Source organism: Frankia sp. Cppng1_Ct_nod, from assembly GCF_920656135.1.
GTDB lineage: Bacteria > Actinomycetota > Actinomycetes > Frankiales > Frankiaceae > Protofrankia > Protofrankia meridionalis.
The window spans coordinates 76,513-101,043 of sequence record NZ_CAKKTK010000005.1 but is presented as its reverse complement, the minus strand read 5'-3'; the positions used below and the strand labels follow the sequence as shown (position 1 = coordinate 101,043).

24 protein-coding genes are annotated in these 24,531 nt (G+C 67.6%); 8 read left to right on the top strand and 16 right to left on the bottom strand.

The features are described 5' to 3' along the window. Positions 1-50 precede the first annotated feature (50 nt). The 4 genes from NBW77_RS03215 to NBW77_RS03200 form a co-directional block, all read right to left on the bottom strand. On the bottom strand, positions 51-1,211 hold the full coding sequence (locus tag NBW77_RS03215; protein WP_131744674.1) for a CE1 family esterase: 1,161 nt from the start codon (positions 1,209-1,211) through the stop codon (positions 51-53). 32 nt (positions 1,212-1,243) lie between these two features. Next, positions 1,244-2,014: a hypothetical protein gene (locus NBW77_RS03210; RefSeq protein ID WP_242605470.1), complete on the bottom strand. Its 771-nt coding sequence runs from the start codon at positions 2,012-2,014 to the stop codon at positions 1,244-1,246. Positions 2,015-2,114: 100 nt separating this feature from the next. After that, positions 2,115-3,062: a mechanosensitive ion channel family protein gene (locus NBW77_RS03205; protein WP_284346878.1), complete on the bottom strand. Its 948-nt coding sequence runs from the start codon at positions 3,060-3,062 to the stop codon at positions 2,115-2,117. Between the two features lie 98 nt (positions 3,063-3,160). Continuing rightward, on the bottom strand, positions 3,161-3,874 hold the full coding sequence (locus NBW77_RS03200; RefSeq protein WP_131744676.1) for a hypothetical protein: 714 nt from the start codon (positions 3,872-3,874) through the stop codon (positions 3,161-3,163). A gap of 205 nt (positions 3,875-4,079) precedes the next feature. Here NBW77_RS03200 and NBW77_RS03195 point away from each other — a divergent pair, with 205 nt between their 5' ends. Next, on the top strand, positions 4,080-4,787 hold the full coding sequence (locus NBW77_RS03195) for a UdgX family uracil-DNA binding protein (RefSeq protein ID WP_131744677.1): 708 nt from the start codon (positions 4,080-4,082) through the stop codon (positions 4,785-4,787). Positions 4,788-4,799: 12 nt separating this feature from the next. On the opposite strand, the gene NBW77_RS03190 is transcribed toward NBW77_RS03195, so the two are convergent. From NBW77_RS03190 to pdxH, 4 genes are all read right to left on the bottom strand, one after another. Next, positions 4,800-5,699, bottom strand: a complete 900-nt coding sequence (locus tag NBW77_RS03190) for a L,D-transpeptidase (RefSeq protein ID WP_131744678.1) — start codon at positions 5,697-5,699, stop codon at positions 4,800-4,802. Further along, complete coding sequence (locus tag NBW77_RS03185) at positions 5,696-6,466, bottom strand: hypothetical protein (RefSeq protein WP_131744679.1); 771 nt, start codon at positions 6,464-6,466, stop codon at positions 5,696-5,698. The genes NBW77_RS03190 and NBW77_RS03185 overlap by 4 nt, the downstream gene beginning before the upstream one ends. A 246-nt stretch (positions 6,467-6,712) precedes the next feature. After that, positions 6,713-8,056, bottom strand: coding sequence for an MFS transporter (locus NBW77_RS03180; RefSeq protein ID WP_131744680.1), 1,344 nt, complete (start codon positions 8,054-8,056; stop codon positions 6,713-6,715). Next, the gene (gene pdxH / locus NBW77_RS03175; protein WP_242605471.1) at positions 8,053-8,784 is read right to left on the bottom strand and encodes a pyridoxamine 5'-phosphate oxidase; all 732 of its coding nucleotides are present in this window, start codon (positions 8,782-8,784) and stop codon (positions 8,053-8,055) included. Before pdxH ends, NBW77_RS03180 begins: the two co-directional genes overlap by 4 nt. 338 nt (positions 8,785-9,122) lie before the next feature. On the opposite strand from pdxH, the gene NBW77_RS03170 reads away from it, so the two are divergent. Together NBW77_RS03170 and serC are read left to right on the top strand one after the other, a co-directional pair. Then, positions 9,123-10,217, top strand: coding sequence for a citrate synthase 2 (locus tag NBW77_RS03170; RefSeq protein WP_250279247.1), 1,095 nt, complete (start codon positions 9,123-9,125; stop codon positions 10,215-10,217). Next, a complete protein-coding gene (gene serC, locus NBW77_RS03165; protein ID WP_131744682.1) occupies positions 10,210-11,328 on the top strand; it encodes a phosphoserine transaminase in 1,119 nt (372 codons plus the stop codon). Before NBW77_RS03170 ends, serC begins: the two co-directional genes overlap by 8 nt. A gap of 121 nt (positions 11,329-11,449) precedes the next feature. On the opposite strand, the gene NBW77_RS03160 is transcribed toward serC, so the two are convergent. Together NBW77_RS03160 and thpR are read right to left on the bottom strand one after the other, a co-directional pair. Beyond that, on the bottom strand, positions 11,450-12,817 hold the full coding sequence (locus NBW77_RS03160; protein ID WP_131744683.1) for a citrate synthase: 1,368 nt from the start codon (positions 12,815-12,817) through the stop codon (positions 11,450-11,452). 518 nt (positions 12,818-13,335) lie between these two features. Further along, complete coding sequence (thpR, locus tag NBW77_RS03155; RefSeq protein WP_250279246.1) at positions 13,336-13,941, bottom strand: RNA 2',3'-cyclic phosphodiesterase; 606 nt, start codon at positions 13,939-13,941, stop codon at positions 13,336-13,338. Between the two features lie 120 nt (positions 13,942-14,061). Here thpR and NBW77_RS03150 point away from each other — a divergent pair, with 120 nt between their 5' ends. Beyond that, positions 14,062-15,075: a Gfo/Idh/MocA family oxidoreductase gene (locus NBW77_RS03150; protein ID WP_131744684.1), complete on the top strand. Its 1,014-nt coding sequence runs from the start codon at positions 14,062-14,064 to the stop codon at positions 15,073-15,075. Positions 15,076-15,131: 56 nt separating this feature from the next. On the opposite strand, the gene NBW77_RS03145 is transcribed toward NBW77_RS03150, so the two are convergent. The 6 genes from NBW77_RS03145 to NBW77_RS03120 all read right to left on the bottom strand — a co-directional run bounded on the left by NBW77_RS03145 (position 15,132) and on the right by NBW77_RS03120 (position 20,138). After that, the gene (locus tag NBW77_RS03145) at positions 15,132-15,557 is read right to left on the bottom strand and encodes a MarR family winged helix-turn-helix transcriptional regulator (RefSeq protein WP_131744685.1); all 426 of its coding nucleotides are present in this window, start codon (positions 15,555-15,557) and stop codon (positions 15,132-15,134) included. Between the two features lie 187 nt (positions 15,558-15,744). Next, positions 15,745-16,341 (bottom strand): winged helix-turn-helix domain-containing protein, encoded by a 597-nt coding sequence (locus NBW77_RS03140; protein ID WP_131744686.1) that lies wholly within the window; start codon positions 16,339-16,341, stop codon positions 15,745-15,747. 286 nt (positions 16,342-16,627) lie between these two features. Beyond that, complete coding sequence (locus NBW77_RS03135) at positions 16,628-17,800, bottom strand: LLM class flavin-dependent oxidoreductase (RefSeq protein WP_131744687.1); 1,173 nt, start codon at positions 17,798-17,800, stop codon at positions 16,628-16,630. A 90-nt stretch (positions 17,801-17,890) separates the two neighbouring features. Continuing rightward, complete coding sequence (locus tag NBW77_RS03130; RefSeq protein WP_131744688.1) at positions 17,891-18,406, bottom strand: cupin domain-containing protein; 516 nt, start codon at positions 18,404-18,406, stop codon at positions 17,891-17,893. Further along, positions 18,403-19,251: an ABC transporter ATP-binding protein gene (locus NBW77_RS03125; RefSeq protein WP_131744689.1), complete on the bottom strand. Its 849-nt coding sequence runs from the start codon at positions 19,249-19,251 to the stop codon at positions 18,403-18,405. The genes NBW77_RS03130 and NBW77_RS03125 overlap by 4 nt, the downstream gene beginning before the upstream one ends. After that, positions 19,224-20,138, bottom strand: a complete 915-nt coding sequence (locus tag NBW77_RS03120) for an ABC transporter permease subunit (protein WP_242605472.1) — start codon at positions 20,136-20,138, stop codon at positions 19,224-19,226. The genes NBW77_RS03125 and NBW77_RS03120 overlap by 28 nt, the downstream gene beginning before the upstream one ends. A 636-nt stretch (positions 20,139-20,774) precedes the next feature. On the opposite strand from NBW77_RS03120, the gene NBW77_RS03115 reads away from it, so the two are divergent. The 4 genes from NBW77_RS03115 (at position 20,775) to NBW77_RS03100 (ending at position 24,484) form a co-directional block, all read left to right on the top strand. Further along, complete coding sequence (locus NBW77_RS03115) at positions 20,775-21,785, top strand: ABC transporter substrate-binding protein (RefSeq protein ID WP_131744691.1); 1,011 nt, start codon at positions 20,775-20,777, stop codon at positions 21,783-21,785. Between the two features lie 281 nt (positions 21,786-22,066). Further along, a complete protein-coding gene (locus tag NBW77_RS03110) occupies positions 22,067-22,654 on the top strand; it encodes an NADPH-dependent FMN reductase (protein ID WP_131744692.1) in 588 nt (195 codons plus the stop codon). Further along, positions 22,651-23,316, top strand: a complete 666-nt coding sequence (locus tag NBW77_RS03105) for a flavin reductase family protein (RefSeq protein ID WP_131744693.1) — start codon at positions 22,651-22,653, stop codon at positions 23,314-23,316. Before NBW77_RS03110 ends, NBW77_RS03105 begins: the two co-directional genes overlap by 4 nt. A gap of 181 nt (positions 23,317-23,497) precedes the next feature. Next, positions 23,498-24,484 (top strand): ABC transporter substrate-binding protein, encoded by a 987-nt coding sequence (locus NBW77_RS03100; protein ID WP_207386739.1) that lies wholly within the window; start codon positions 23,498-23,500, stop codon positions 24,482-24,484. Positions 24,485-24,531 lie beyond the last annotated feature (47 nt).

Sequence of the window (24,531 nt, the reverse complement as noted above, 5' to 3'; positions counted from 1 at the left end):
ACACGGTGGCGGGGTCGCCATCGACACTGCCGAAGATCTTTGATTCGTCCTCAGAGGTTGGGTCCCGGTGTGTACGAGCGCATTGGTGCCAGTAGCCGCCAGATCACTTCTGCGGTGTTGAAACCGGCAGGGCCGGTGACGGGTGGCCAACCATGAGCGACGAACGGCAGCAGGAACTCCGTGACCCTTTTGCCGGATGCGCATACCGTTTCCCGTTTGCTCGCGGCCTGCGGGCTGACGTCCGCCGCTGTGGACGGGGCCGTGGACGGGGCCGTGGACGTTTTCGCGCCGGCTGCGCCGCCGACAGGCACCCGCCGTTGCTCACTGTTGTCGCGGCTTGCCGCTCCTGCGCTGCCCGAAGCGGCGCCGCTCGCACCTGCCGCGGCCTTGTCGCCGACAACACCGTTCGACGAACCACCAGTGCTGTCCGGGACCGGTAGGCCATCGCCGTTGGTAAGGATGTTGTCGTTGGACGGTGATGGGTAGGGGCAGCGGTCAGTTGTTCGGAAGGGCGCCAGACTCTGCTCGACCGACGTGATCGCTGTTCCCAACACGTCGGACCACGCGACGCCGGCGTATGGAACGCGCTCGTCGAGATCGCCGTGTACGGCCACCACGGCTACCGGCCCCGCCGGCGTACAGCCCGTGGCCTGCAGGCTCGCCGCGACCACCGCAATGCCGGCGATCTCAGGGGCGTGTTCGCATGCGTAACGGTAGGCGAGCATTCCGCCGTTGGAGAAGCCGACCAGGATCACCCGGTGCCGGTCGATCGGATAGTGCTGCTCCAGATGCGAGATCAGCGCCCGCAGCCATCCGATGTCATCGACATGCTGGGCGGCGGCCTGCCCGCAGCAGGTGCCGGCGTTCCACGAGGCGTCCAGCCCGTCGGGGTAGACGACGGCGAAGCCATCCTCGGCCGCGAGCTTGTCGAATCCCCACTCCGACTGCGGTTCGTGGCTGTCGTTGTAGAGGCTGTGCAGCGCGACGATGAGCGGGAAGGGCCGGGCGGATCCCGCGGGCGGCAGCGTGATGTGTAGTTGCGGTGTGCGTCCTGATCGTTCGTAGGCGTCCGGTCCCGTCGTCCGTGAGGCGGTGGACGCCGTGCGGGACCTGCCCATGTTCCCGCATCCGGCTGCGCACAGGGTCAGGGCAAGGACAAAAGCGGCACAAAAGGCCAGAACGGAACGACGGGGACGCAGGAACGACACCATACGTATTCTGTCCTGCTGGAGCTACGGGCCTGTCACCGGTGCCGGCGCTGAACTCCTCGAGTGGCGCGGCCACCGTGGGTGAGGTCTGTTCTGGTCTCCCGGCCGGCGAGAGGTGTGACGCCCGGCGGAGGGAAGGCTGCCGCCTGGGAGGAAGGGGGCGAGGGGTGCGCGGCGGATCCGGTGACGATGTCCGGGACCGTGTTCCCGCTCATGCCCGGGACGGAACCGGTCGGCGGCTGGGTGCCCGGCGCCGCCAGCGGTCGTTGTGGTTCTGGTCGCGGGTTGGAACCGGGATTGGGGTGGCGCTCGCCGGTGCGCACCACGCCGAGGCGAGGGCGGTCGGCGGGGACGGTCCAGTCCGGAATATCCGCATCACAGGGAAGGTCCGGTCGCTGTGCGTGCGTGGCCACGGTGCGGTAGCGCGCAAACGCCTCCTGAGCGCGGTTTTCGAGTTCGTCGACAAGTTCGAGCTGCTCACGGACGCGGCGTTCGCCAGCCGGTCCGGCTGCGAGTAGGTCCGACAGGCAGTGGTCGACGGCGCGACGGGCCTGCAGCCAGACGAGGAGCAGCCGGGAACGCTCCAGGTCTGATGGCGTGTCCACCGAGATGTCTCCCCGCTTCCCGCGTCCCACCAGGGCGGCCCTCGGGCCGCGGACGACGTAGATCTTCAGGTCGTGACGGCGGGCCATGGCCAGCGCATCCGCCTGGCGGAGCGACTGACCGGCGCCGCCGTTGGCCGCGACACTCCGTCGTACCCAGAGTGCCTTACCTGCACCCGTCGCGTGCGTCAGTTCGCCGAACAAGCACCGGTGCGTCGCGCTGGACCCAGATCTTTTGTTTCTTCATTGGGTTTGATCGTGCAATGTGCGGGTGTGTCGTGCGATCGGATCGCTTCCTGGTTGGTTATGGCTGTTGATCGGGGGCGAGGGCAGGCCCAGGATCGTACCCGGGCTCAGCTACATCCCGATTGTGTATTTCTGGTACTCGCCCGCCGACGTTACTGATGGTGACCATACTGCTGACGCCGGCAAGGTCATTCACGGGCACGACAATCGGTTCCTCGGCGGCGGCACGGGCTCGATTGTCCCGCCAGGTGGACTGTGCGGCGATCAGTTCCGGCCCGGCACGGCGCAGGATCTCCTCCCAGCGGCGTTGCATGGGACGGATGAGGCCACCGCCCACCCCGACAATCGTCACTCCGGCTGCGGTCGCGAGCAGGGCGTAGAGCATCGGAGTTGTCACGGAGGTGGCAAGGCCGATTTCGTCCAGGGCGGCTTTGCCAAAACAGATCATGATGACGCCCGCGGCGATGGTCGTTGCCATACCGGCGTAGGGCAGGCCGGTCAGCGTCCTGGAGACGAACGTACGGCCGCTGGAAGCGATGGTGGCTCCGAACGCGAGGATGGCGCAGGCGAGGAACGCGTGGGCGAGCACCAGCACCAGGCCGTGGACGAGGTCGCTGACCGGGTTGACGCCGAGGATGCCGACGGCCAGTTGGAGGAGTGTCAACAGCGCGACGGTGAGTACGAGCCGCATCATCGCGAGGCGCAGGTCGCGCGCGGGGCGGTGGAGCGCGCGGGGGAGCCCGCCCCGGTCGAGCAGGTTGTCAGCGCCGGCGTGGTCGAGGAGGCGGTTGACGATCCTGGTGAGCGCACGGGCGGCCAGACCACCGCAGATCATGATGAACGCGAATGCGCCGATCTTCGGCACGGTCTGGACGACGTGGGCCCATGCGTCTGGGACACCCCGATCCCATCCGGCAGCCTGCGGTGTCAATCGTCCCCACTCCCATCGTGGCGGTCTCGCGCTGGTCGGTCGTGCGGTTCGGGCACGCAGACAAGAACACCTCATGGGTAGCGATGACGTCATGTTGCCACACTGTGGCTGAAAGTAGCTTTCGTGTAGTCCATCAGTGAATGCCCGCCGTGGCCTGGAACCAGGTGATGCGGCTACTGGGTCGAGACCTTCCGGACGACCTGCCGGGCGACCCGATCCACGACAGCCTGGTCGGGCGCGTCGAAGACCCTGCCGACCACGAATGAACTCTCGACCTGGCCGGAGAGTACGAACATCAGGTCGAACGTCATCGGCACCGGTGGCCCGTCCAGAGTCATGGTCGTCTTCACCCTGGTCAGGGCGGTCACGCCGGGCGGTGGTTTGCGGGCGGAGGTCGACAGGACCGTGAACGTGCTACCGGCGGGCAGGTTGGCAGCCTCGGTGTAGCCACGCTTGAGCAACTTGCCCACGCAGGTGGGGAAGGCCGGCTCGGCTGCGACCCGGACCGCGCTCGTGATCACATCGGCCGGGTAGATCGCCGCCACCGAGCCCATGAAGATCAGGTTGTCGCTCGTGGCGAAGTATGGTCCCTTCGCCGAGTCCAGCGGCTGGACCTTCGCATCGGTCGTGGCCTGACCCATGCACGAGGCGAACCCGGTCAGTGCGTCGACGGACAGGGCGCCGCGGTTGTCCAGTGACGCGCTGGCGCCGAAGCCGGTGGTTTCCGGACCCTCGGTGAGTACGTAGTCCTCGGCGTGAAGACTTGTCCGTGCGGCGGCGAGCTGCGTCGGAGGTGGCTGCTGCCCTGCGGCACCGGCGGTCGAGGTGGGCTTCGTGCCCCCGCAGGAGGTGGCGGCGGACCCCAGCAGGACGCAGAGCAGTCCCACGCCGAGTGTTCGGATCCGAATGTGATGTGTTGGCCGGGATGTTCCCATGACGACTACCCCCTGAAAGCCGTGGTGCGTTCGGTCCCCCGACTCGGCACCAGTATGCACCGATTACGTAAAGTAACGTATGTTTCGGTACCTGTTGCGGTGATCGACAGCCGGGCCGGTGTCGCGCGCAGGGTGCGGCGGATGTGAGGATCGGACCGTGACGACCCGTTCCTGCGCCGCAGACGCCGGTGCGGCCGCGTTCGTCCCTCCAGACGCCGACCTTGTCGGGCTTGCCGCGGCCGCTGCCTCCTGCCATGGCTGTGACCTTGCGGAACTGCCCGACACCCGGACAGTCTTCGGGGAGGGGAGGGCGGAGGCACGCATGGTGCTTGTCGGGGAACAGCCCGGTGATGTCGAGGACCGACGTGGCCGCCCGTTCGTCGGACCGGCCGGCAGGTTGCTCGACAGAGCGCTCGCGGACGCCGGTCTTGACCGGGACGAGTTGTACGTGACGAACGCGGTCAAGCATTTCAGATACCGGACGGGCGGCGGTCCGCGGCGCATCCACCAGACACCGGATGCCCGCCAGGTCACCGCCTGCCGGCCGTGGCTCACGGCCGAGTTGAACCGGATCAGGCCGGTGCTCGTCGTCCTGCTCGGCGCAACCGCAGGCCAGGCGTTGCTCGGACCCACATTCCGGGTGACGAGGATGCGCGGCCGGCTGCTGGCGGGACCACCGGGTTCGGGGGCCCGGCTCGTGGGGACGCTGCATCCCAGCGCGGTGCTGCGGGCCGAGCCCGACAGGCGGGACGAGATCTACGCGGGCTTTGTCGCCGACCTGAGACTTGCCGCACGGGCCCTTGCCGAGGTGTCCGGATCCATCGGTCCCGGATCCAGTGGATCCGGGACCGAGCCGGCCGGCTGAACCTCGGAGCTGTCAGGCTGCGATCTCCACCGGTGTGCCCAGCGGCAGGAAGCCAGCAAGCCGGGTGATGACGTCGTTGCGTACCCGGATGCACCCGTGGCTGACGTCCTGACCGAGCAGGTTGGGCTGGTTCGTTCCGTGGATGCCGATCACCGGGGCTTGTCCCTCGAACGATGCGAGGGTGGTCGAGAAACCACTGAGCCCGAACGCGTACGGACCGTATGGTCCCGCCGGGTTGCGCGGCGCCAACAGTTCGGCCAGGAAGAACCGGCCGCCCGGGGTCGGTGTGTCGTCGGTGCCGACGGCGATCGGCTCGTCGACGATGACCGTCTTCTTGTCGTAGACCCGCAGCCGGTGGTCCTTACGGGCCACCACCAGGTGGTAGCCCGTGCGGGTGGCGTTCACCTGGGACGCCTTCACCCAGCCGGTGCTTCCGTTGGGCTGCACGGGCAGGAGGACCTGCCACCAGTCCGGGAGCTTCGCGACCACCAGGAAGACCCGCGGGGCGCCGGCCTCGTTGGGGTTGTGCAGCTGGCTGGACGCGGTGGTGGCGGTCGGCGACTTGTAGATGTCCACGACCGCGCCTTTGGCCGACACGATGGTGCTCGTCCCATCCGCGCTGATGGCGGTGGCGGCCGCGAGCTGACTGCGGACCGGTGCCGGGATCGTTGTCGCGGAAACAGGCTCCTTCGGCGTGCTCCCGGAGTTCTTTCCCGATCCGCCGCAGCCGGTGAAGGCAACCAGCCCGGCGAGGATGACCAGTGCAAGCTTCGCACGCCCGGCTCTTGAAGTACTGACCTTCGGACTACGGGCCGTGGCGGTAGAAGCGGTGGCGGTAGAAGCGGTCGACGCGCCGAACGCCGCCGACCCGGTTGCGGGGCGACGGCGTCCGATCAGGGCAGAAGTGATCATCCTGTGAAGTGCACGCTGTCCGTGACGATGGGCTTTGCCGCGGTTGCGACCGGCACGGTCTTCGAGACCGCGGTCGTGGTAGCCCCGGTGGAACCCGAACTGGCCGTCGGGGTCGGCGTGACGTGCGGTTCGGCGCCGGGGCACAGGGCGACACCGATAGCGGGAATCGCCAGCAGTAGCTGGCCTGTCTCGGGGTCGAACGGGGTGGCGAGCACCGCGATGGCGGAGGACCTCAGGGAGATCGTCTGGTTGGCCTTGATCTCGCCGATCTCACCGTTCAGATCAGTGTCGAACCAGCCGAATCCGAACGCCTTGGCCGAGGTGTTCCTGATTTTCCAGTTCGGGCCCTTCGGGCCGCAGGTGTAGGTGATGACCAATGGCTGGGGCTTGAGACCGGACAGGTCGTCGGGAAGGTCGGTAGGCAGCCACGGGACCAGGTCGAGCAGGTCCTTGAGCATGTCCGGCGGGATGTCCGGGATACCCGATGGAAGGCCGGTGGGAATCGGTGGCACCGGCAGCGATGACGTAGCCGTCGGTGACGGCGCGGCAGGGGGCGGTGATACGGAGGCGCTGACCGTGGGAGTCGGCGGCACCGCCGGTGTCTCGATCCCCGCCGGTGTCGCGGATCCCTTGATGGATGGCGTTGCCGAAGGCGTGCCGGCCGGTGCGACCGAGTCGTTTGTCGCCCAGGCTGCCGGCGTGCTCAGCCCGACCATTGCCGAACCGAGTACGCAGGCCAGAGCCAGCCGCGTCCTGCCCAAACGCATGTGTTCGTCCCCTCAGACGTTCTGCAGGCCGGAAGTGGCCCTATGGCCGCTGTCACAGCCGCTTGCTGGAGGGACCGTACCAATGGTGGTTCGTGAACTTTCACTTGGGGTGACATGGGGTGAAAGGGATGCACGAAAGTGTGAGCACGTTTGGTGTCCATAGGCTCTCGGGGCGCGTTACCTTGCTGGTCACGTGCCTGGTCTCGGAAGGTTGCGTAACCGCGAGTAACGCTTAAGAGGTCGGAGCTACTGGAGCGGTTCTGCTTCTTCGTTTCTCTCGGCTGCGGCGACGGCGGCGGCGGAGTCGTACCGGATGAACGACGGGACGGCCGCCGCGAGCAGGCCCACCCCGACAATGCAGGCCAACCCGCCGCTGACCACGGAGAACGTCGGCGAGACCACGGCGGCGGCTGTTCCCGCCTCCAGATCGCCGAGTCGTGGGCCACCGGCGACGACCACGATGAAGACACCCTGGAGGCGTCCGCGCATCGCGTCCGGTGTGGCCACGTTGAGCATTGAATTGCGGAACACCGCGCTTACCATGTCCGCGGCTCCGGCGGCGGCGAGCAGCAGCACGCCGACGAACAGGTTGTGGACAAGCCCGAAGCCGGCAATCGCCGTCCCCCAGGCGAGTACCGAGATGACGACCGCGAGCCCCTGTCGCCGGACCCGGCCGAACCAGCCTCCGACGACAGCTCCGGTGAGCGCTCCGGCGGCGACAGCCGAATAGAGCAGCCCGGCGGTCTGCGTGCCACCACCGAACTGGGACCCGGCAAGTTCGGGGAAGAGCGCTCTGGGCATCCCGAAGATCATCGCGATGATGTCGATGACGAACGTCATGAGCACCACCGGCTGGCCGCGCAGGAACCGCAGCCCCTCGACGACGCTTGCGACGTCGGCCCGGGTGCCGCCGCCCTGCGGGGGCATCGCAGGCAGCCGGGCGAGGGCGTAGAGCGCGGCTGCGAACGTGACGACGTCCACGCCGTAGGCAAGGGTGAAACCGGACGCGGCCACGGTGACGCCGGCGAGTAGCGGCCCGGCGGTCAGCGCGGTGTTCCAGCCGATCTGTTGAAGAGTGGTGGCGGCGGGAAGCTCCCGCAGCGGGACCAGGCTCGGCATCATCGAGCGCCGGGCCGGCTGGTCGACGGACATCAGCGCCGACTGGACGGCGACCAGCGCGAACAGCGGCCACACCGCGTGCACGTCGGCCAGCGCGAGGACGAGCAGCCCGATCGACACCGCGGCGAGCCCGGACGAGGTGACGAGGGCGAGCCGGCGACGGTCGACGGCGTCCGAGATCGCCCCGCCGAACATCCCGAAGGCGACCAGCGGGACGAGGGCGACCAGGCCGGTCAGCCCGACCGCGAACGACGACGAGGTGATGGCGTAGACCTGCAACGGTACCGCGGTCGTGGTAATCATGGAGCCGATCGCGGAGATCGTCTCTCCTGACCACATCCGCCGATAGGCGGGATAGGCCCGCAGTGGACCGATGTCGGTGAGGACGGTGCGGGCGATCCGCCGGCCCAGCCCCGAGCCCACGCCCGCCGCCGGGTCGGGGAGTCCTTCGGCCGTGTTCTCCGAGGTCATGGCGACAGACGCTCGATCACCCAGCGTTCGCGGGCGTCTGGGCCGCCCTCGTCCTTGCCGGTCCGGCGGTAGCGGAGCCGGTCGTGGAGGCGGTCCGGGCGCCCCTGCCAGAACTCGACGGTTTCCGGGACGAGCCGTATCCCACCCCAGAACGGGGGCACGGGGATCTGTTCGGGCTCGGGCCACCGGGCGTCCAGCTCGGCACGGAGCCTCTCAAGGACGTCCCGGGAACTGATCACTTCGGACTGTCGGCTCGCCCATGCCCCGAGCTGCGACCCGCGGGGCCGGGAGCGGAAGTACGCTGCCGTTTCCGCGGCCGACACCCGTTCAAGGCTGCCGGTGGCGACGACCTGTCGCTCGAGGACGTACCAGAGGAACACCAGCGAGCCGTACGGGTTCGCGGCGGCTTCCCGCCCCTTGCGGGACGTGTAGTTGGTGAACAGTGTGAAGCCGCGTTCGTCGAACCCCTTGAGCAGGACCGTCCGCGCGCTGGGCCGTCCATGGGTGTCCGCGGTCGCGAACACCATCGCGTTCGGCTCGGTGAGCCCCGATCGGGGCTCACCGGACGCCTCGAATGCCTCGGACGCCTCGGCGAACCAACGGGCGAACTGCGCCACCCAGTTCACGGCAAGATCGGACTCGGTCAGCCCGCCGGCGGTGTAGTCGCGCCGCTGGACCGCCGGGTCCGGGATGATCAACGGCCGAGCGTGGTTAGGGTAGGCCGACACCTGACCGATCCTGGCATTCGGCCGCCGGAGCTGCGTCCGCTACGTTGCGGGTGGTCCGGGGACCACGCTGTGACCCGCCCCGTTTCGGAAGGCGTGACGTGGCGGGGGCCGGTCATCGGCCGGGTAGGTTCAACGGCGCCGGGAAGGCTACGGGAGTCGTCCCGCAGGATTCTGGCACTGGTCCCGAGGACAGGGCAGGATGCAAACAGGTTCTTGCGCATGATGATGTAACTATCCACATCGGTAACGGTCGGTGTTCGGAGTTCGACGTGCCGGGACATCCCGGAACGCCTCAGCGGAACCGGCCGGCGAAGACAGGAAGCGGAGCCGGGACCTCGATGGCCGAGAAGACAAGTGACTTCAAGCCCGGTCTGGAAGGCGTGATCGCCTTCGAGACCGAGATCGCGGAGCCCGACAGGGAAGGCAGCGCGCTGCGGTACCGCGGTGTCGACATCGAGGATCTCGTGGGGAAGGTCGACTACGGCCACGTGTGGGGGCTGCTCGTCGACTCCTCCTTCGAACCTGGTCTGCCCCCGGCTGAGCCGTTCCCGTTGCCGGTCCACTCCGGTGACATCCGGGTGGACGTGCAGAGCGCACTGGCGACCCTTGCCCCCTACTGGGGTTTCGGACAGCTCATCGACATCTCCGATGCCGAGGCCCGCGACAACCTGGCCCGGGCGTCCGTGGTGGCGCTGTCCTTCGTCGCGCAGGCCGCACGCGGTCTCGGTCAGCCCGCCGTCCCGCAGAAGCAGATCGACAAGGCTCGTACGATCACCGAGCGTTTCATGATCCGGTGGCGGGGGGAGCCGGACCCCAAGCATGTCCAGGCGGTGGACGCCTACTGGGTGTCCGCGGCCGAGCACGGAATGAACGCCTCGACGTTCACCGCCCGGGTTGTGGCGTCCACCGGCGCGGATGCCGCGGCAGCCCTGTCCTCGGCGGTCGGTGCGCTGTCCGGCCCGTTGCACGGTGGCGCGCCGTCCCGGGTGCTCGCGATGCTCGACGACGTGGAGCGCACCGGCGACCCCGTGGGCTACGTCCGCCGCGCGCTGGACCGCAAGGAGCGCCTGATGGGCTTCGGGCACCGCGTCTACCGCGCGGAGGACCCGCGTGCCCGCGTGCTGCGCCGTACCGCCCGTGATCTCGGTTCGCACCGCTACGAGGTGGCCGTGGCGCTGGAGGCCGCCGCCATCGAGGAGCTCGCGAACCGGTATCCCGACCGACCGCTGCGGACGAACGTCGAGTTCTGGTCCGCGGTGGTGCTGGACTACGCGGAGGTGCCACCTCACATGTTCACGTCGATGTTCACCTGCGCCCGTACCGCTGGTTGGAGCGCCCATATTCTTGAGCAGAAGCGCACCGGGCGTCTCATCCGTCCGTCCGCGCGTTACATCGGTCCCGCGCCCCGGCCGCTGGGGGACATCCATGCCTGACCAGATCGTCATCCCGGGCCACCTGCGTCCCGCGGACGGCCGTTTCGGCTGCGGACCGTCCAAGGTACGTCCCGACGCGGTGGCGAAGCTCGCCGCGACCGGGACGTCACTGCTGGGTACGTCGCACCGGCAGAAGCCAGTGCGCAACCTGGTCGGACGTGTCCGGGCGGGTCTCGCGGAACTCTTCTCGCTACCCGAAGGCTACGAGGTGGTGCTCGGCGTCGGTGGGTCCACGGCCTTCTGGGACGCGGCCGCCTTCAATCTGGTACGGCAGCGTTCCCAGCATCTGGTGTTCGGCGAGTTCGGTGGCAAGTTCGCCGACACGACGAAGGGCGCGCCCTTCCTGGCCGAGCCATCGGTGATCTCCTCGGAGCCGGGCAGTCACCCCGACTGGGTACCCGAGCCCGGCATCGACGTGTATGCGACGCCGCACAACGAGACGTCCACGGGCGCGGCGAAGCCGGTCCGCAGGCCCGTCGGGGCGGACGCGGATGCGCTGCACCTCGTCGACGCGACGTCCGGCGCGGGTGGCCTGCCGGTCGATGTGTCGCAGGCCGACGCCTACTATTTCGCGCCGCAGAAGAGCTTCGCCTCGGACGGCGGGCTCTGGGTGGCTCTGCTCTCGCCGTCGGCGCTCGATCGGCTGGCCGAGATCGCTGCGTCCGACCGCTGGATCCCGCCGTTCCTGGATCTCACGACCGCCCGGGACAACAGCTCCAAGGACCAGACATACAACACCCCCGCGGTGGCCACCCTGTTCCTGTTCGCCGACCAGGTCGAGTGGATGCTGGCCCGCGGTGGCCTGGAGTGGTGCGTTCGGCGCACGGCCGAGTCCTCGTCGATCCTCTACACCTGGGCGGAGAAGGCGACGTACGCGACGCCGTTCGTCACCGACCCGGCGCAGCGTTCGCAGGTGGTCGTCACCCTCGACTTCGAGGGTGTGGACGCGGCGGCGGTGGCGAGGACGCTGCGCGCGAACGGCATCGTCGACGTGGAGCCGTACCGGAAACTCGGCCGCAACCAGCTGCGGGTCGCCTGCTTCCCGGCTGTGGAGCCGTCCGACGTGCAGGCACTGACCGGCGCCATCGACTACGTCGTCGAACGGCTGTAGGTCGGGGCGGTTCCTGACCCGGGAGCGGACGTGCGGTCCTGGAGTGTTCCGCGGAACACTCCAGGACTGCTCCTTCTACCGGTGTGGGTCAGTCCGGCAGTCCCGGTGGTCATCGTGTCGGCTAGCGACGCGGACGTGTCGGAGCGGCCTGGGCGGCCAGGGCGGCGATCGAGTCGGAGTCACCGCCGAGATCGGGCGACCGGTCCTCGATCAGGGTGTACGGACGCTCGTCGTAGCCGATGTAGAGCTGGCGCGGTCGGGCGATCTTCTGCTCGGGGTCGAGCAGGCCCTCCTCCCACTGGGCGAGCCAGCCGGGCATCCGTCCGATCGCGAACAGCACCGGGAACATCTCCACGGGGAGGCCCATCGCCTGGTAGATGATTCCGGTGTAGAAGTCGACGTTCGGGTAGAGCCGGCGCTTGATGAAGTACTCGTCCTCGAGGGCGATCCGCTCCAGCTCCATGGCGAGGTCGAGCATCGGGTTCGTCCCGGTGACCTTGAAAACCTCGTCCGCCACCTGGCGGATCACCCGGGCGCGCGGGTCGTAGTTCTTGTAGACCCGGTGGCCGAAGCCCATGAGTTTCTTCTTGCCGTCCTTCACCTTTTCGATGAAGGCGGGAATGTTCTCGACCGACCCGATGTCGGTGAGCATCCGCAGTACCTGCTCGTTGGCGCCGCCGTGCAGCGGGCCGTACAGCGCGGAGATCGCCGCGGCCGCCGCGGAGAACGGGTCCGCCTGAGAGCTGCCAACCGCGCGCATCGCGTTGGCCGAGCAATTCTGCTCGTGGTCGGCGTGCAGGATGAACAGGACGTCGAGGGCGTGGGCGAGGTTCGGATCGGGCTCGTACTTGAGCTCGGTGGCCTTCCACATCATGTTCAGGAAGTTGCCGGCGTAGGACAGGTCGTTGTCCGGATACACATAGGGCAGCCCGATCGAGTGCCGGTAGGAGAACGCCGCCAAAGTTGTGATCTTTGCGATAAGGCGGACGATCTGTAGTCGCCGCAGCCCCGGATCCGTTATTTCCTTTGCGTCCGGGTAGAAGGTCGACAGCGCGCCAACGGTGGACAACAGCATCCCCATCGGATGGGCATCGTGGTGGAAGCCGTCGATGAACTTCTTGATCGATTCGTGTACGAGGGTGTGGTGGGTGATTTCGCTCTCCCACACCGCGAGTTCTGATGACGTCGGCAGTTCGCCCGCGAGCAGTAGGTAGGCGACTTCCAGGAAGCTGCTCTTCTCGGCCAGCTCCGTGATCGGGAAGCCACGATAGCGCAGGATGCCGGCATCACCATCGATGAAAGTGACGGCACTTCGGCAGCTCGCCGTGTTCGTGAAAGCCGGATCGTAGGTCATCAGACCGAAGTCGCCCTCGTCGACCTTTATCGAGCGCAGCGCGTTGGCCCGGATCGCGCCTTCCTCGATCGGGATCTCATAAGTCCGCCCAGTGCGGTTATCGGTGACGGTCAGGGTGCTGACCTGCTCGGACACGCCGGTCTCCTCTCGCTGTAGCGATCACATCGGTGTGCGCGCGCCGTGGCCGGGGCGTCCGGGTGTGGACTGCTTGGGCCGCTTCGGCGGTAGGCAACGGTTGCCCCCAAGTCTCGCGGTTCGCGCCACCACATGCCCGTGATCGGTGCGGTCCGCCCGGCGTGTCCTGCAACACCCCTTAGATTCCGTTCGGTGCGCCGTGTCGGATCTTTACCCGGGCACTGTAAGCAGGAGGTTTTGGATAGGGATGCCAGACCCGGCGCCGGATCTTCAGCGGCGCATCCCGGGCCATGGGTGGGTACACCGGATACGGATGATCGACGGGAGATTCTTCGGTGGACCATGTCGACCGCAACACCCCGTGGGACCAGATCCGGCAGCCATGAACGTTCTGGTCACCCAGGGCAAGATTATCCGTGTTGGTCTGTCCGACTTCGCCGGTCGGGATATCGCCGTCGTCGACGAGGCTGTGACAGCCCTGTCATCTGCCCGCGGATCTGCGCCGCGTCAGACCGGCTTCAATCGGGGATACCGGAAAGCGTCCAAGTGGCAACCCGTTCGTACTGGCGTTGCGGAGTCGACCCGCTACGCATCAGGGTGAACTCCGTCGCTGTCCACGGCCTGCAGGACATTGTGGCGAGGGCGTCCACCATCGGGGTCAGAGTTTCTGTCGCGTCCGGGGACGGCGACGGGGCGTGGCGGCCTCCCGCCCTGGACAACCCACGGGTCGCAAGGGTGAGGTGCCCACGCCAGGGGCGGGTGTCGTCGATGCGGTCCGCCCCGGCCCGCCGGGCTTCCCGCGCCACCGTCGCGGCGAGCGGCGCCAGGGGTGCCTCTCCGATGCCCGCGAACAGGACCCGTGTGCTGAAACATCCCCCACCGGCGATGGTCACCGCAACCGGTGGATGCCGGCGGGCGACCTCCGCCAGTCTCCGGATCAGCTCGGGTCCTACCGTGTCCGCAACCTCGCCGAGGAAGGCAAGCGTGATGTGCCAGCTCTCCGGTGGAGTCCAACGCAGGGCCGCCGCCGGCCGTGGATGCTCGGCTCGCAGCCGCTCGACGGCGCCACGCAGCGGCTCGACCACCTCCACCGGTGGTATGAGCGCCACGAACAGCCGAACCATACCGGGCAGGATCGCGTACGCCCTCGGTGATCGTCAATCGCCGAGGGTAGCGGCGAGTTTGAGACCGAGTCAGTCCGGGATAACGCTCCGGGCAGCCGCGGTGGCGGGCACTATCGGTGTGTGACAACGGTTCCCGAGTTGGTGGCCCCACGAGACCCGGCAGGCGCGCGTGTATGGCGGGAGCGCCGCCGTGACTCCCGGCTGCTCCAGCCCGACCTGCCCGGCGCGATGGCTCTGGTCACTGACGGCAGCGACCGTACGACCGCGCCGGTCCTGCGTGATGCCGGTGTGGACGTGGTCGGCCTGCTCGCGCCCGAACCACTTGAATCGCTCGCCTGGGCCGCGGAAGCAGGAGCGCCCCGCGCCTATGCGGATCTGGTCGCGATGCTGTCGGACGAGATCGAGGCCGTGTGCATCGAGATGGCGCCGCCGGGGTCCGACGTGATCGCGCGCAGGTCTGTCGAATCGGGCCTGCACGTGCTGCTATCCCGCCCGATGACCGCTGACCCGGACGGCCTACGGGTCGTCGCGGACCTCGCCGAGGAATCCGACCTCGCACATGTTGTCGCGATGAACGGGCGCGCCTGGCCGGCAGCCTGGCATGTACAGGCATCGATCGCGTCGCTCGGTCGTCTCGATCAGGTGACCATGCTCGCCGCCCCGGCTGGGGCGTCCGGTCGAGCTGAGATTTTCGATCTCGTCGGCCGCTGGTGCGGGGAGGTACTCGCCGTCTGCGCCCATCCCGATGCCATGCCCGCCGCCAGGCTGACCGTCGACGCACCCGTGACACTTGCGCTGCTGTCGTCCAGCGGCGCCACGGTTCTGGTCAACGAACGTCCGGACGGCCGGCTCGACACCGCCACGATCACGATTTGTGGAACCGAGGGACGGATCGTCGTGCAGGGCCGCCGAGTTCTGCGCCAGGATGCCAACGGCACCCGGGACCTGCTGATGCGGGATGTCCCGGGCACGCGTCCCGGTCTGGTCGAGGCCACCTATGACGTCGTCCGGGTCACGGAGCTCAACGATGCCGCCCTGGTACGCGGCGCCACCTTCTACGATCTTCTCACCGCGACGAGGCTGCTCACTGCCGCGGACGCATCCCGTGAACGCGGTGGCTGGGTGGAACTTTGACCCGTCCTGGCAACTATCGGATGTTTAGTAGTTACGTATCGTAGTTACCGGGTATCTCAGGAGCCGGCAAGGACGTCGAGGATGGGGGCGGCTCGCTCCAGCGCCGCCATCTCGTCCGGGCTGAGCGACGCCAGGCGTTCGGCGAGCCATTCGTCGCGGCGGCGACGGTCGGCCTCCAGCAGATCGAGGCCCGCCTCGGTGATCCCGGCGATGACCTGTCGCCCGTCGGTGGGATGCGCGGTCCGGGCAACCAGTCCGGCTTCGGCGAGGTGTGCGACGACCCGGGTCATGGACGGCGGCTGTACCCGCTCGTGCGCCGCGAGTTCGCCAAGAGTCATCGACCCATGGCGTTTCAGTGTGGCGAGGGCGGCGATCTGTGTGGGCGTCAGCGTGTTCGACCGCTCCTGGCGCAATCGTCTGGACAGGCGCATGACGGACAGGCGGAGGACCGATGCGAGCTGGGCCTCGGTCGTGCTGTCCATCGGGCCAACGTACCTTCTTAGCTCGGCTAAATTCCACAGTCACAAGCGTCTTGTGCGTGGCCTTGTCCGTCCCGGGTGTCTGGCGCCACGGCGTCCTCATCCGCTGTGGCGCCGGTTGGCGGTGGCGTGACCGCCGGGTTCGTGACCGCCTGGTTTACCGCCGCGTTTTCTCGGAGCATCAGGTAGGTCACGGATAGCGGGCTACCGATGTCGGGCGGTAGCGGTAGCCGACACGGCGAATGGTCTCGATGCGGTCCCGGTGTTCGGGGCCGAGCTTGCGCCGCAGCCGCGTGATGTGAACATCCACCGTCCGCCCGGCGGCCCGGGAGTCCTCGCCGATGTCGTAGCCCCACACCGCGCGAAGGAGCGCCGAGCGGGAATGCACCAGTGCCGGGTGGTGTACGAGGAAGTCCAGCAGCTTGAACTCCAGGTAGGTCAGGTCGAGTGCCTGTCCGTCGACCGAGGCGCTCCACGTGGGACGGTCGACCCATACGCCGCGCTCGGGGTATTCCGGCGGGGCAACCGTGGTGGGGCCGGATGACAACTGCCACGACCCGCCGCGCGCGAGCCGCACCACGTCGTGGCCTGACTGCTCGATCGCGGGGTTCGCGAGTGCCGACCGGGTGGCGAACAGACCGTCCGGACGGCGTCTCGGTTCCTTGGGGTTTCCGGCAGTACGAGAAGAACCGTGATCGAGCAGCCTTTGACCACCGGGTGCCGCGGCGAGCCGGGCCTGTTCGAGATGGGAAGGTTGTCGAGGTGAACGAGGTTGCGGCGCTGTCATGCGAATGGCTCCTTCTCGACTCCTTGGGCCTCCGGCGGCAGGGGAAAGGCCATGATCAAACCGCCTTTGGTCGGGTGCTCCAGGTCCTGAATCCGACGAGCGGCGCGGGCGACACCAAGAATTCCGGTGGTGGCGCCTTCACGCCCGTTGATCTTGCCTCTACCGTGCGGCGGGACCCGGACAGCGCTGGTCGAAGTCGTGCTCGCGGCGAGGAGGCCAGAACGCGTCCACTACCGGCATCAACGTCGGACGGGGTCGGACGGGCTGGTGAATCCGGACGGGCCGGTCAGTTCGCGCTCGCGCCATTGGCAGCCAGTGCCGCGGGGACGGGCTCGACCGCGGTGCGGTTCGCGGTCTCGCCCCGATCGCGCCGGGCGATCTCCTCATGGACCAGGGGGATCAGGTGGCGGCCGTAGTCGATGGCGTCGTCGTACGGGTCATAGCCCCGGATCAGCAGCGTTGTCACGCCGATGTCGACGTAGTCGAGCAGTGCCTGGGCAACTGTTTCGGGGGTGCCGACCAGCGCGGTCGAGTTGCCGGCGGCGCCGGTCGCGGCCGCAAGCGGCGTCCACAGTGCCCGGTCGTGCAGCTCGCCGGCGGCAGCCGCGGCCAGCAGCCGCTGCGACCCGACGTTTCGCGGTCCGGTCTCGGGGTTCCGGCGGCTGCGGAACTCCCGGAAGATGCTGTTCGGGGCGTCCAGTTTCTCCTGCGTGGTCTTGAGGATGCGGTGGGCACGTTCCCAGGCCAGATCTTCGGTTGGGCCGAGGATCGGCCGGAACGACACGCTGATCCCCGGCTTCGGGCGACCGGCGTCGACCGCGGCATGGTTCACCGCGGAGATCTGCTCGGCCGTCTGCGCCAGCGGCTCACCCCACAGCGCGAACACGTTCGCCTGCTTGCCACCGACCCGGTAGGCCGCCTGCGACGACCCGCCGAAGTAGAGGGGGATGTGCGGCTGCTGTACCGGGCGCACGGTGGCCAGGTGGTCCTCCAGCTTGTAGTACCGACCCTCATGGCTGAACGGCTCGGTCGACGTCCAGGTCTTCCTGACGATGTCGAGGTACTCGTCGGTGCGGTCGTAGCGTTCGTCCTTCGTCAGGTAGTCACCGTCACGCCGCTGCTCGGCGTCGTTGCCGCCGGTGATGATGTGGACGGCGATCCGTCCCGCGGCGAAGTGGTCGAGGGTGGCGAAGTAGCGGGCCGCCACCGTCGGGAAGACCACGCCCGGCCGGTGCGCGATCAGATAACCCAGCCGCTCGGTGTGGGCGGCCGCGTAGGCCGCGACCTGGATGTTGTCAGGTGAGCCGGCGCTATAGCCGATCAGCACTTTGTCGAAGCCGGCGTCCTCGTGAACGCGCGCGGACCGGCGCACATAGTCGCGGTCGATGACCGGGCCGGACGGCTGATGCGTCTCGGAGCCTTCTCGGGTGGAGATCAGGCCGATGAACTCGACGGGCATGGTGGTACTCCTTGGCTGCGGGGGGAAATCGGCACGATGCGGAGCGGTGCGTGCGGAGCGGTGCCCACGGGCACTGGGGCGGCGCGGGCGTCAGGAACAGGCGTCGACGTCCGAGGCGTCGGTCAGGACCGGCCCGGCCCACTCCAGGCCTTCGAGGTTGACCACGATCGCCTCCTGGGTGCTCCGGGCGATCACGACGATGGCCTCGATGCCGGGGTCGGGGTTCTCCTCGCGGTGCGGGATCCACGGCGGCACGAAGATGAAATCGCCGGGTGAGGTCCGCACCCGGACCTCACGCCCGGCGCCCGGCCCCTCATCCGCGTCGACGTCCTGGTCCAGGAAGACGAACTGCGGGTGGCCACTCACCACGTAGATCGCGGTCTCGGACCTGCCGTGGTGATGGTTGCCCGACGCGGTCGCCGGGGCGACGTGCACCTGGCCCATCCACAGCTTGGACGAGCCGACGGTCTTGCCGCTGACTGCCGAGAACCGGCGCATTCCGCCGGTCTGCGCGGTGTCCGGGTTCAGGTTGGCCTGGGTGATCTGGTGCAACCGGCGGTGGAAGGGGTCCACATCGTCGAACTGGGGTACCTGGTGAGAGCTCATGAATGGATCGTCCGTTTGGGCAACGACTCCTGCGCGTCCTGGGGTGGAATCCGGCCGGCCGCCGGTGTCGCCTGGTGCGGGTCGTCCCCGACTCCGTCCCCGTCCCCGACCCCGAGCCAGGTCAGGAGTTCGGCGCGCAGCGCGACGAACTGCGGGTCGCTGACGTTTCGGGGTCTGGGCAGGGTGACGTCCACACTGTGGGCGATCACCCCGTCCTTCATGATCAATACGCGGTCGGCCAGCAGCAGTGATTCCTCGACGTCGTGTGTGACCAGCAGGATCGCCGGGTTGTGCCGCTGCCACAACTGCTCGACCAGGCTCTGCGCCTTGATCCGGGTGAGGGCGTCGAGCGCGCCGAACGGCTCATCCAGCAACATCAGTTCCGGGTCGCGCACCAGTGCCCGGGCGAGCGACGCCCGCTGCGCCTCACCACCGGACAGGGTTTTGGGCCAGGCATTGGCCCGGTGGGCCAGGCCCACCTCTTCCAGCGCGGCGACCGCGTGGGTCTTGTCCGGCCGGCCGGGCAGGCCGAGGACGACATTGCGCCAGACGCGCTTCCAGGGCAGCAACCGCGGTGCCTGGAAGGCCACGGCCCGCCGGGACGCGACCCGGACGTCTCCGCTGAACTCGGTGTCGAGATCGGCGAGGATGCGCAGCAGCGTGCTCTTTCCGCAGCCACTCGCGCCGAGCAGCGCGACGAACTGGCCGGTCGGCACGTCAAGGTCGAGATTTTCGATGACGGTGTGGTCGCCGAAGGCGCGCCGCAGATTGCGGACCCCGACGGCGAGCGGGGTGCCGTCCTGGCCGTCGAGGGTGGTCACGCTCCGCTGAAGGCTGGTCGCCACGACAGCAGCACCCTTTCGAGAAGTCGGACGAAGGCGTCGACGGTGAGTCCGAGGAAGGCGTAGACCACCAGGCAGACCACGATGATGTCGGTCCGCTGGAACTCCTGGGCGTCGTTCAGAAGCTGGCCGATACCCCGGTTTGCGTTGACCTGTTCGGCGAAGATGAGTGCCAGCCAAGCGATGCCGAGTGCGTAGCGGAATCCGACCAGCACGTTCGGCAGTGCGCCCGGCAGGATGACGTGTCGGATCAACCCCAGGCGGCTCAGCCCGACCGTACGGGCGGCTTCGACGAGACTGGAATCGACGTTGCGGATACCGGCATAGGTGTTGAGGTAGAGCGGGAAGGCGACACCGAAGGCAACCAGCCCGATCTTCGGGGTTTCGCCGATACCGAACCAGATGATGAACAGTGGGATGAGGCCCACGAACGGTACTGTCCGGATCATCTGTACCGATGCGTCGATGAGATCCTCACCAAGCCGGAACAACCCCGCGACCAGCGCCAGGAATATACCGATGGACCCGCCGAGCAGCAGACCGGTGCCAGCGCGGCGCAACGACACCGCGATCGCCTTGGGTAGATCGCCACTGCTGACGAGGTCACCGAAGGTTGTGACAACGGTCCACGGCGACGCGAGTAGCTCGGTGGACGTGCTCCCGCTCCAGCTCGCGATCTGCCACAGGAGCAGCAGGAGCAGCGGACCAACGGGCCGGCGGATCCATCGGGGTACGCCGCGTCGCCTGGAGGTCGAGGGGATGACCGTCACCAACGTCGGGGTGTGCCGGGCAGGTATTGCCTCCGCCGAGGCGTACGGCTCGGCGCTCACCACCGGGTCGGGCGCGTGTACTGTCGCGCTCTCCTCGACAGAAAGTATCTGGGTTGTCACAGCTTCTCCGCGGTAATCGTCACTAGCGGTGGACATCCGGTCGGATGACGGCATGTGCCGTGGGCGATCTGCTGGGACCCGAGCTCTGTCGGGGCCGACCCGAACGAGGCCAGATCACGCTGCGTGATTGGGAGGAGCCGTAAGGACTGGTGCGGCGCTCCGCGTCACATGTCGGTCAGTAGGCCGGACATGCGGCGGACTTCACCCGAAGAAGGTCGATGTGACCCCGGGTAACCAGATGCGCCGACTTCAACACGAGATCAACGGAATCACACTGCTACTACCTGCGTCAATGGAACATGTAATGTGACCTGGATTACTTTTCCACTACTTGACTGAACAAGGTGTTCATACGCAGAGTGCTGTTTTATGCCTGCAGAGACGATCCTGACGCGGCGCCGCTGCGTGGATTACGCCCGGGCCTGGAGCAGCCGCTGTCGATGATGGCCCTCGGGCGCCTCGCTCCGAATCCCATCGACGTCCCACTGGTTGCCTTTCGATCGCTTAACCCTCTGTAACTGGAACTCTCGGTAGCCAGGAGCGGCGGATGCGGTCCTTCCACTGATCACTGATTCTCCGTCTGTCATAGCCCGTACCGGATCCGGACGGGAGACACCCGTGCCTCGGAGTTGCCTGATGCCACGCCTGTTCGCTCGTTCTAGACCTCGACTGCTCGTGGGTGCTGCCGCACTCGCGACGGTGTTCGTCATCGCAGCCTGCGGCGGGGGGTCCGGCTCGTCGAGCCCGAAGGCGGCCGCGACAAGCGCCAAGATCGATCTTTCCGGTGTGACTCTTCGCGTCGCCGACCAGGTCGGTCAGACCAAGGCGATTCTTGAGGCGGCCGGCGCCCTCAAGGACGCTCCATACAAGATCGAATGGTCGAACTTCGCCGCTGCCGCCCCGCTGCTACAGGCGCTGCGCGCGAATGCCGCCGACATCGGCCCCGCGGGTGACGCGCCCACTCTCAACGCGATCGGCGCCGGTGCGCCACTGAAGATCGTCGGCGTGACCCGCACCTCCGCCAAGGCTGTCGCGGTGCTTGTTCCCAAGGACTCACCGATCCACACTGTCGCAGATCTCAAGGGCAAGACCGTCTCGCCGACGACGAAGGGCAGCGTCGGGCACTACCTGCTGCTCGGCGCGCTCAAGGAGGCGGGGCTGACCCCCGGCGACGCCACGATCTCGTTCCTGGACCCGTCGGCCGCGTCGGCCGCGTTCGACTCCAAGCAGATCGACGCATGGGCGACCTGGGACCCCTACATCGCGCTCGCGGAGCAGAAAGGCGCGCGCATCATCCGGGACGGGGTTGGGATCAGTTCCGGGCTCGGGTTCACCGTCGCGTCAGCGCAGGCGGCCGGGGATGCGACCAAGCGGGCGGCCATCGCCGACTTCCTGGCCCGTCAGACCAAGGCTTTCGACTGGTCGAACACCAACAGAGCGGACTTCGCCAAGTTGTTCGCCTCGCTGACGAAGCTGCCGGAACCGGTGGCCACGGCGGTGGCCAACCGCCGGACGGTGGAATCTCCCCCGATCGACGACACGATTATCAAAACCCTGCAGGCAACCGCGGACGTGTACACCGAGGCCGGTGTGATCGACCACAAGCTGGATGTCGCGCCGTTCTTCGTCCGCTCGCTCAGTGGTTGACGACCTGACCACATCGTCACCGGCGCGGACCGCCACCGCCTGGTCCGGCTGAGCCGACCCGGACCCCGCCAGACCGGCGGACCCGACCAGGGCAGGCCCTGATTCCCGGAATCATGGGCCTGCCCTGGCGGGTACCGCCACGAAGCGATTCCGATCGGACCGACCGACTCCGCCCCTGTCGGCGATGCTCGTCAACTTCACGCCCACCTGCGCGGCCAAAGGGGCACAATCATGATTTTTTGTGTCTCCGGGAGCCTCGCGGAGCCCAGAGGAGGTTGGTCATGTCGCGGTCCGTCCCGCGTATCGTCGTTCTGACCGGAAACCCTCGCCCAGCTTCCCGGACGCGCACGGTCGCCCGTGCCGTCGCCGAGAGAATCTCGAAAGCCATCGTCGCAGACCTGGCGGTCGATGCGGCCCAGACCACGGGTCCCCTTGACATCGACCTCGCCCTGCTAGCCCGGGATCTGTTCGCAGACACCAGCCATCTTGTCGCCACCGCGCTGGAATCCGTGCGGGACGCTGATGTGCTCATCGTGGCCACGCCTGTCTACAAGGGCAGTTACACCGGCCTGCTCAAGGCGTTCCTCGATCTGCTGCCGTCGGGCGGCCTGGCCGGCGTGGTCGCCGTACCAGTGATCGTTTCGGGTGCGCCGAATCACCAGGCCGTCGCCGAGGTGCATCTGCGCCCGCTTCTGGCGGAACTGGGCGCAACCGTTCCCACCCCGGCATTCTCGATCCTCGAAGCCCAGCTGCCGGACCTCGACGCCCAGGTCGAGGGCTGGACCGCGGCGAACGGTGGCCTGATCCGGGCATCCGCCGCGGTCCTGACGACCGGGGGGTCGGCCACCGAGGCGGAGTTCGCACGATGAGTCATTCCGTCCAGCCGCGCGCCGGCACCGAGCACGGATCCGACGACCACCGTGCCGCGAACGGCCGGGTTGTCCGACTCGTGAGTGGATCTCGCGCGAGTGACGTCGATTCCGCCGGTATTGATCATGAAATGGCCGGCGATGACACGACCGGTCATGGCCGCACCGGCCGGGGCGTTGACCCGGCCAGCTACCGCCAGGTCTTCCGCCGGCACGCGGCCGGGGTCACGGTCGTGACTCTGGACGGCCCGTCCGGGCCGATCGGCTTCACCGCCACGTCTGTTGCCTCGCTCTCGCTCGACCCGCCCCTGATCTCACTGTCGGTGGCATCGAGCTCCTCAAGCTGGCCGGCGCTGCTCGTCGCGGACACGGTCGTCGTGCACCTGCTCTGCGACGGTCAGGACGACACGGCCCGCCGTTTCGCGTCGAAGGGGATCGACCGGTTCGCACCACCCACCCGCTGGACGCGGCTGCCAACCGGTGAGCCGCTGCTGGCCGAGACGGCGGCCTGGGTCCGGGCACGCCTTGAGCACCGGATCGCCACCGGCGACCACCGGCTCCTGGTGGCCCGGGTCCTGCAGGCGTACTCCGGGGATGACGCGGCACCGTTGATCTACCACGACGGCCGCTACGGGACCATTACCGTGAGCGGCTCGCAATGAGCGGCTACGCGGAATCGTCGACCCGGTCCTGGGCTGTCGACCTTTTTTCGGGCGAACTATCCGCCCAACCGTTAAATAGTGGGGGCTAAAGAAAATGAATATTGGAAATACCGGACGAATGCCGTCCGGGCGGCTCGGTTCCCGGTTCCGTGCGGCCTGCACACTGGCCGCGGTGTTCGCCATGACAGCCGTCCTGGCTGCCTGCGGAGGGAGTTCGGGTAAGCCCGCCACCGCCGCCGCGAATGCAACGGGAACGCCGGACCTCAGTGGTGTCACGCTACGGATAGGGGAGACCGGATATCAGCGGCAGCGGCTCTACCTGGAATCCGCCGGCCTGGCGAACACGCCGTACAAAGTCCAATATGTGACGTTTGACAGTGGCAGTCTCCAGCTTCAGGCGATGGCTGCCGGAAACCTGGATGTGGCGCAATCGAGCGAGATCCCGCCCATCTTCGCCAGCCAGTCGGCGGGCGGCGGCAATTTCAAGGTCATCGCGGTGGAGCAGGCGACGACGCTGCTTCAGGAAGTCGTCATTCCCAAGGGTTCCCCTCTCAAGAGCATCGCAGACCTGAAGGGGAAGAAGGTCGGGTACGTCGCCAGCACGACGGCCCATTACTTCCTCTACAAGCTGCTGGAGCAGGCGGGCCTCGGCTGGAACGACATCCAGCCGGTGAAACTCACCGTCCCCGACGGTGTGACGGCACTGTTGTCGGGCAGCGTCGACGCTCTCGCTACTTATGGCAATGCCGTCATCACCACCAAGCAGCGCGGCGCGACAACGCTGGGCAGCGGTGAGAAGATCCTGTCGGGTAACTTCGCCTACGAGGCCACCCCGAAGGCGATCGCGGACCCGGCGACGCACGCGGCCATCGCCGACTTCCTCTCGCGTCAGCAGAAGGCATACGCATGGGCGCGGGCGCATCCCGACGACTGGGCGAAAATCATTGCCGACCAGACGAAACAGCCCGTGGCGCAGGCGCTGGACACCTTCAACACCGGTGAGGCGCAGCGTCCCACGAAGCTGATCCCCACCTCGCCGGCGGCTATCAGTTCCGCACAGGATGTCGCGGACGTTTTCGTCAAGGCGGAACTACTGAAGTCCAAGGTGAATGTGGCCGACTACTTCAGTACGGCGTTCAACACCGAGATCGAGAAATTCGGTACCTGACGCTCCATCGTTTACAGTTTCTGAATATGGTTGTTCAAATCAAATTG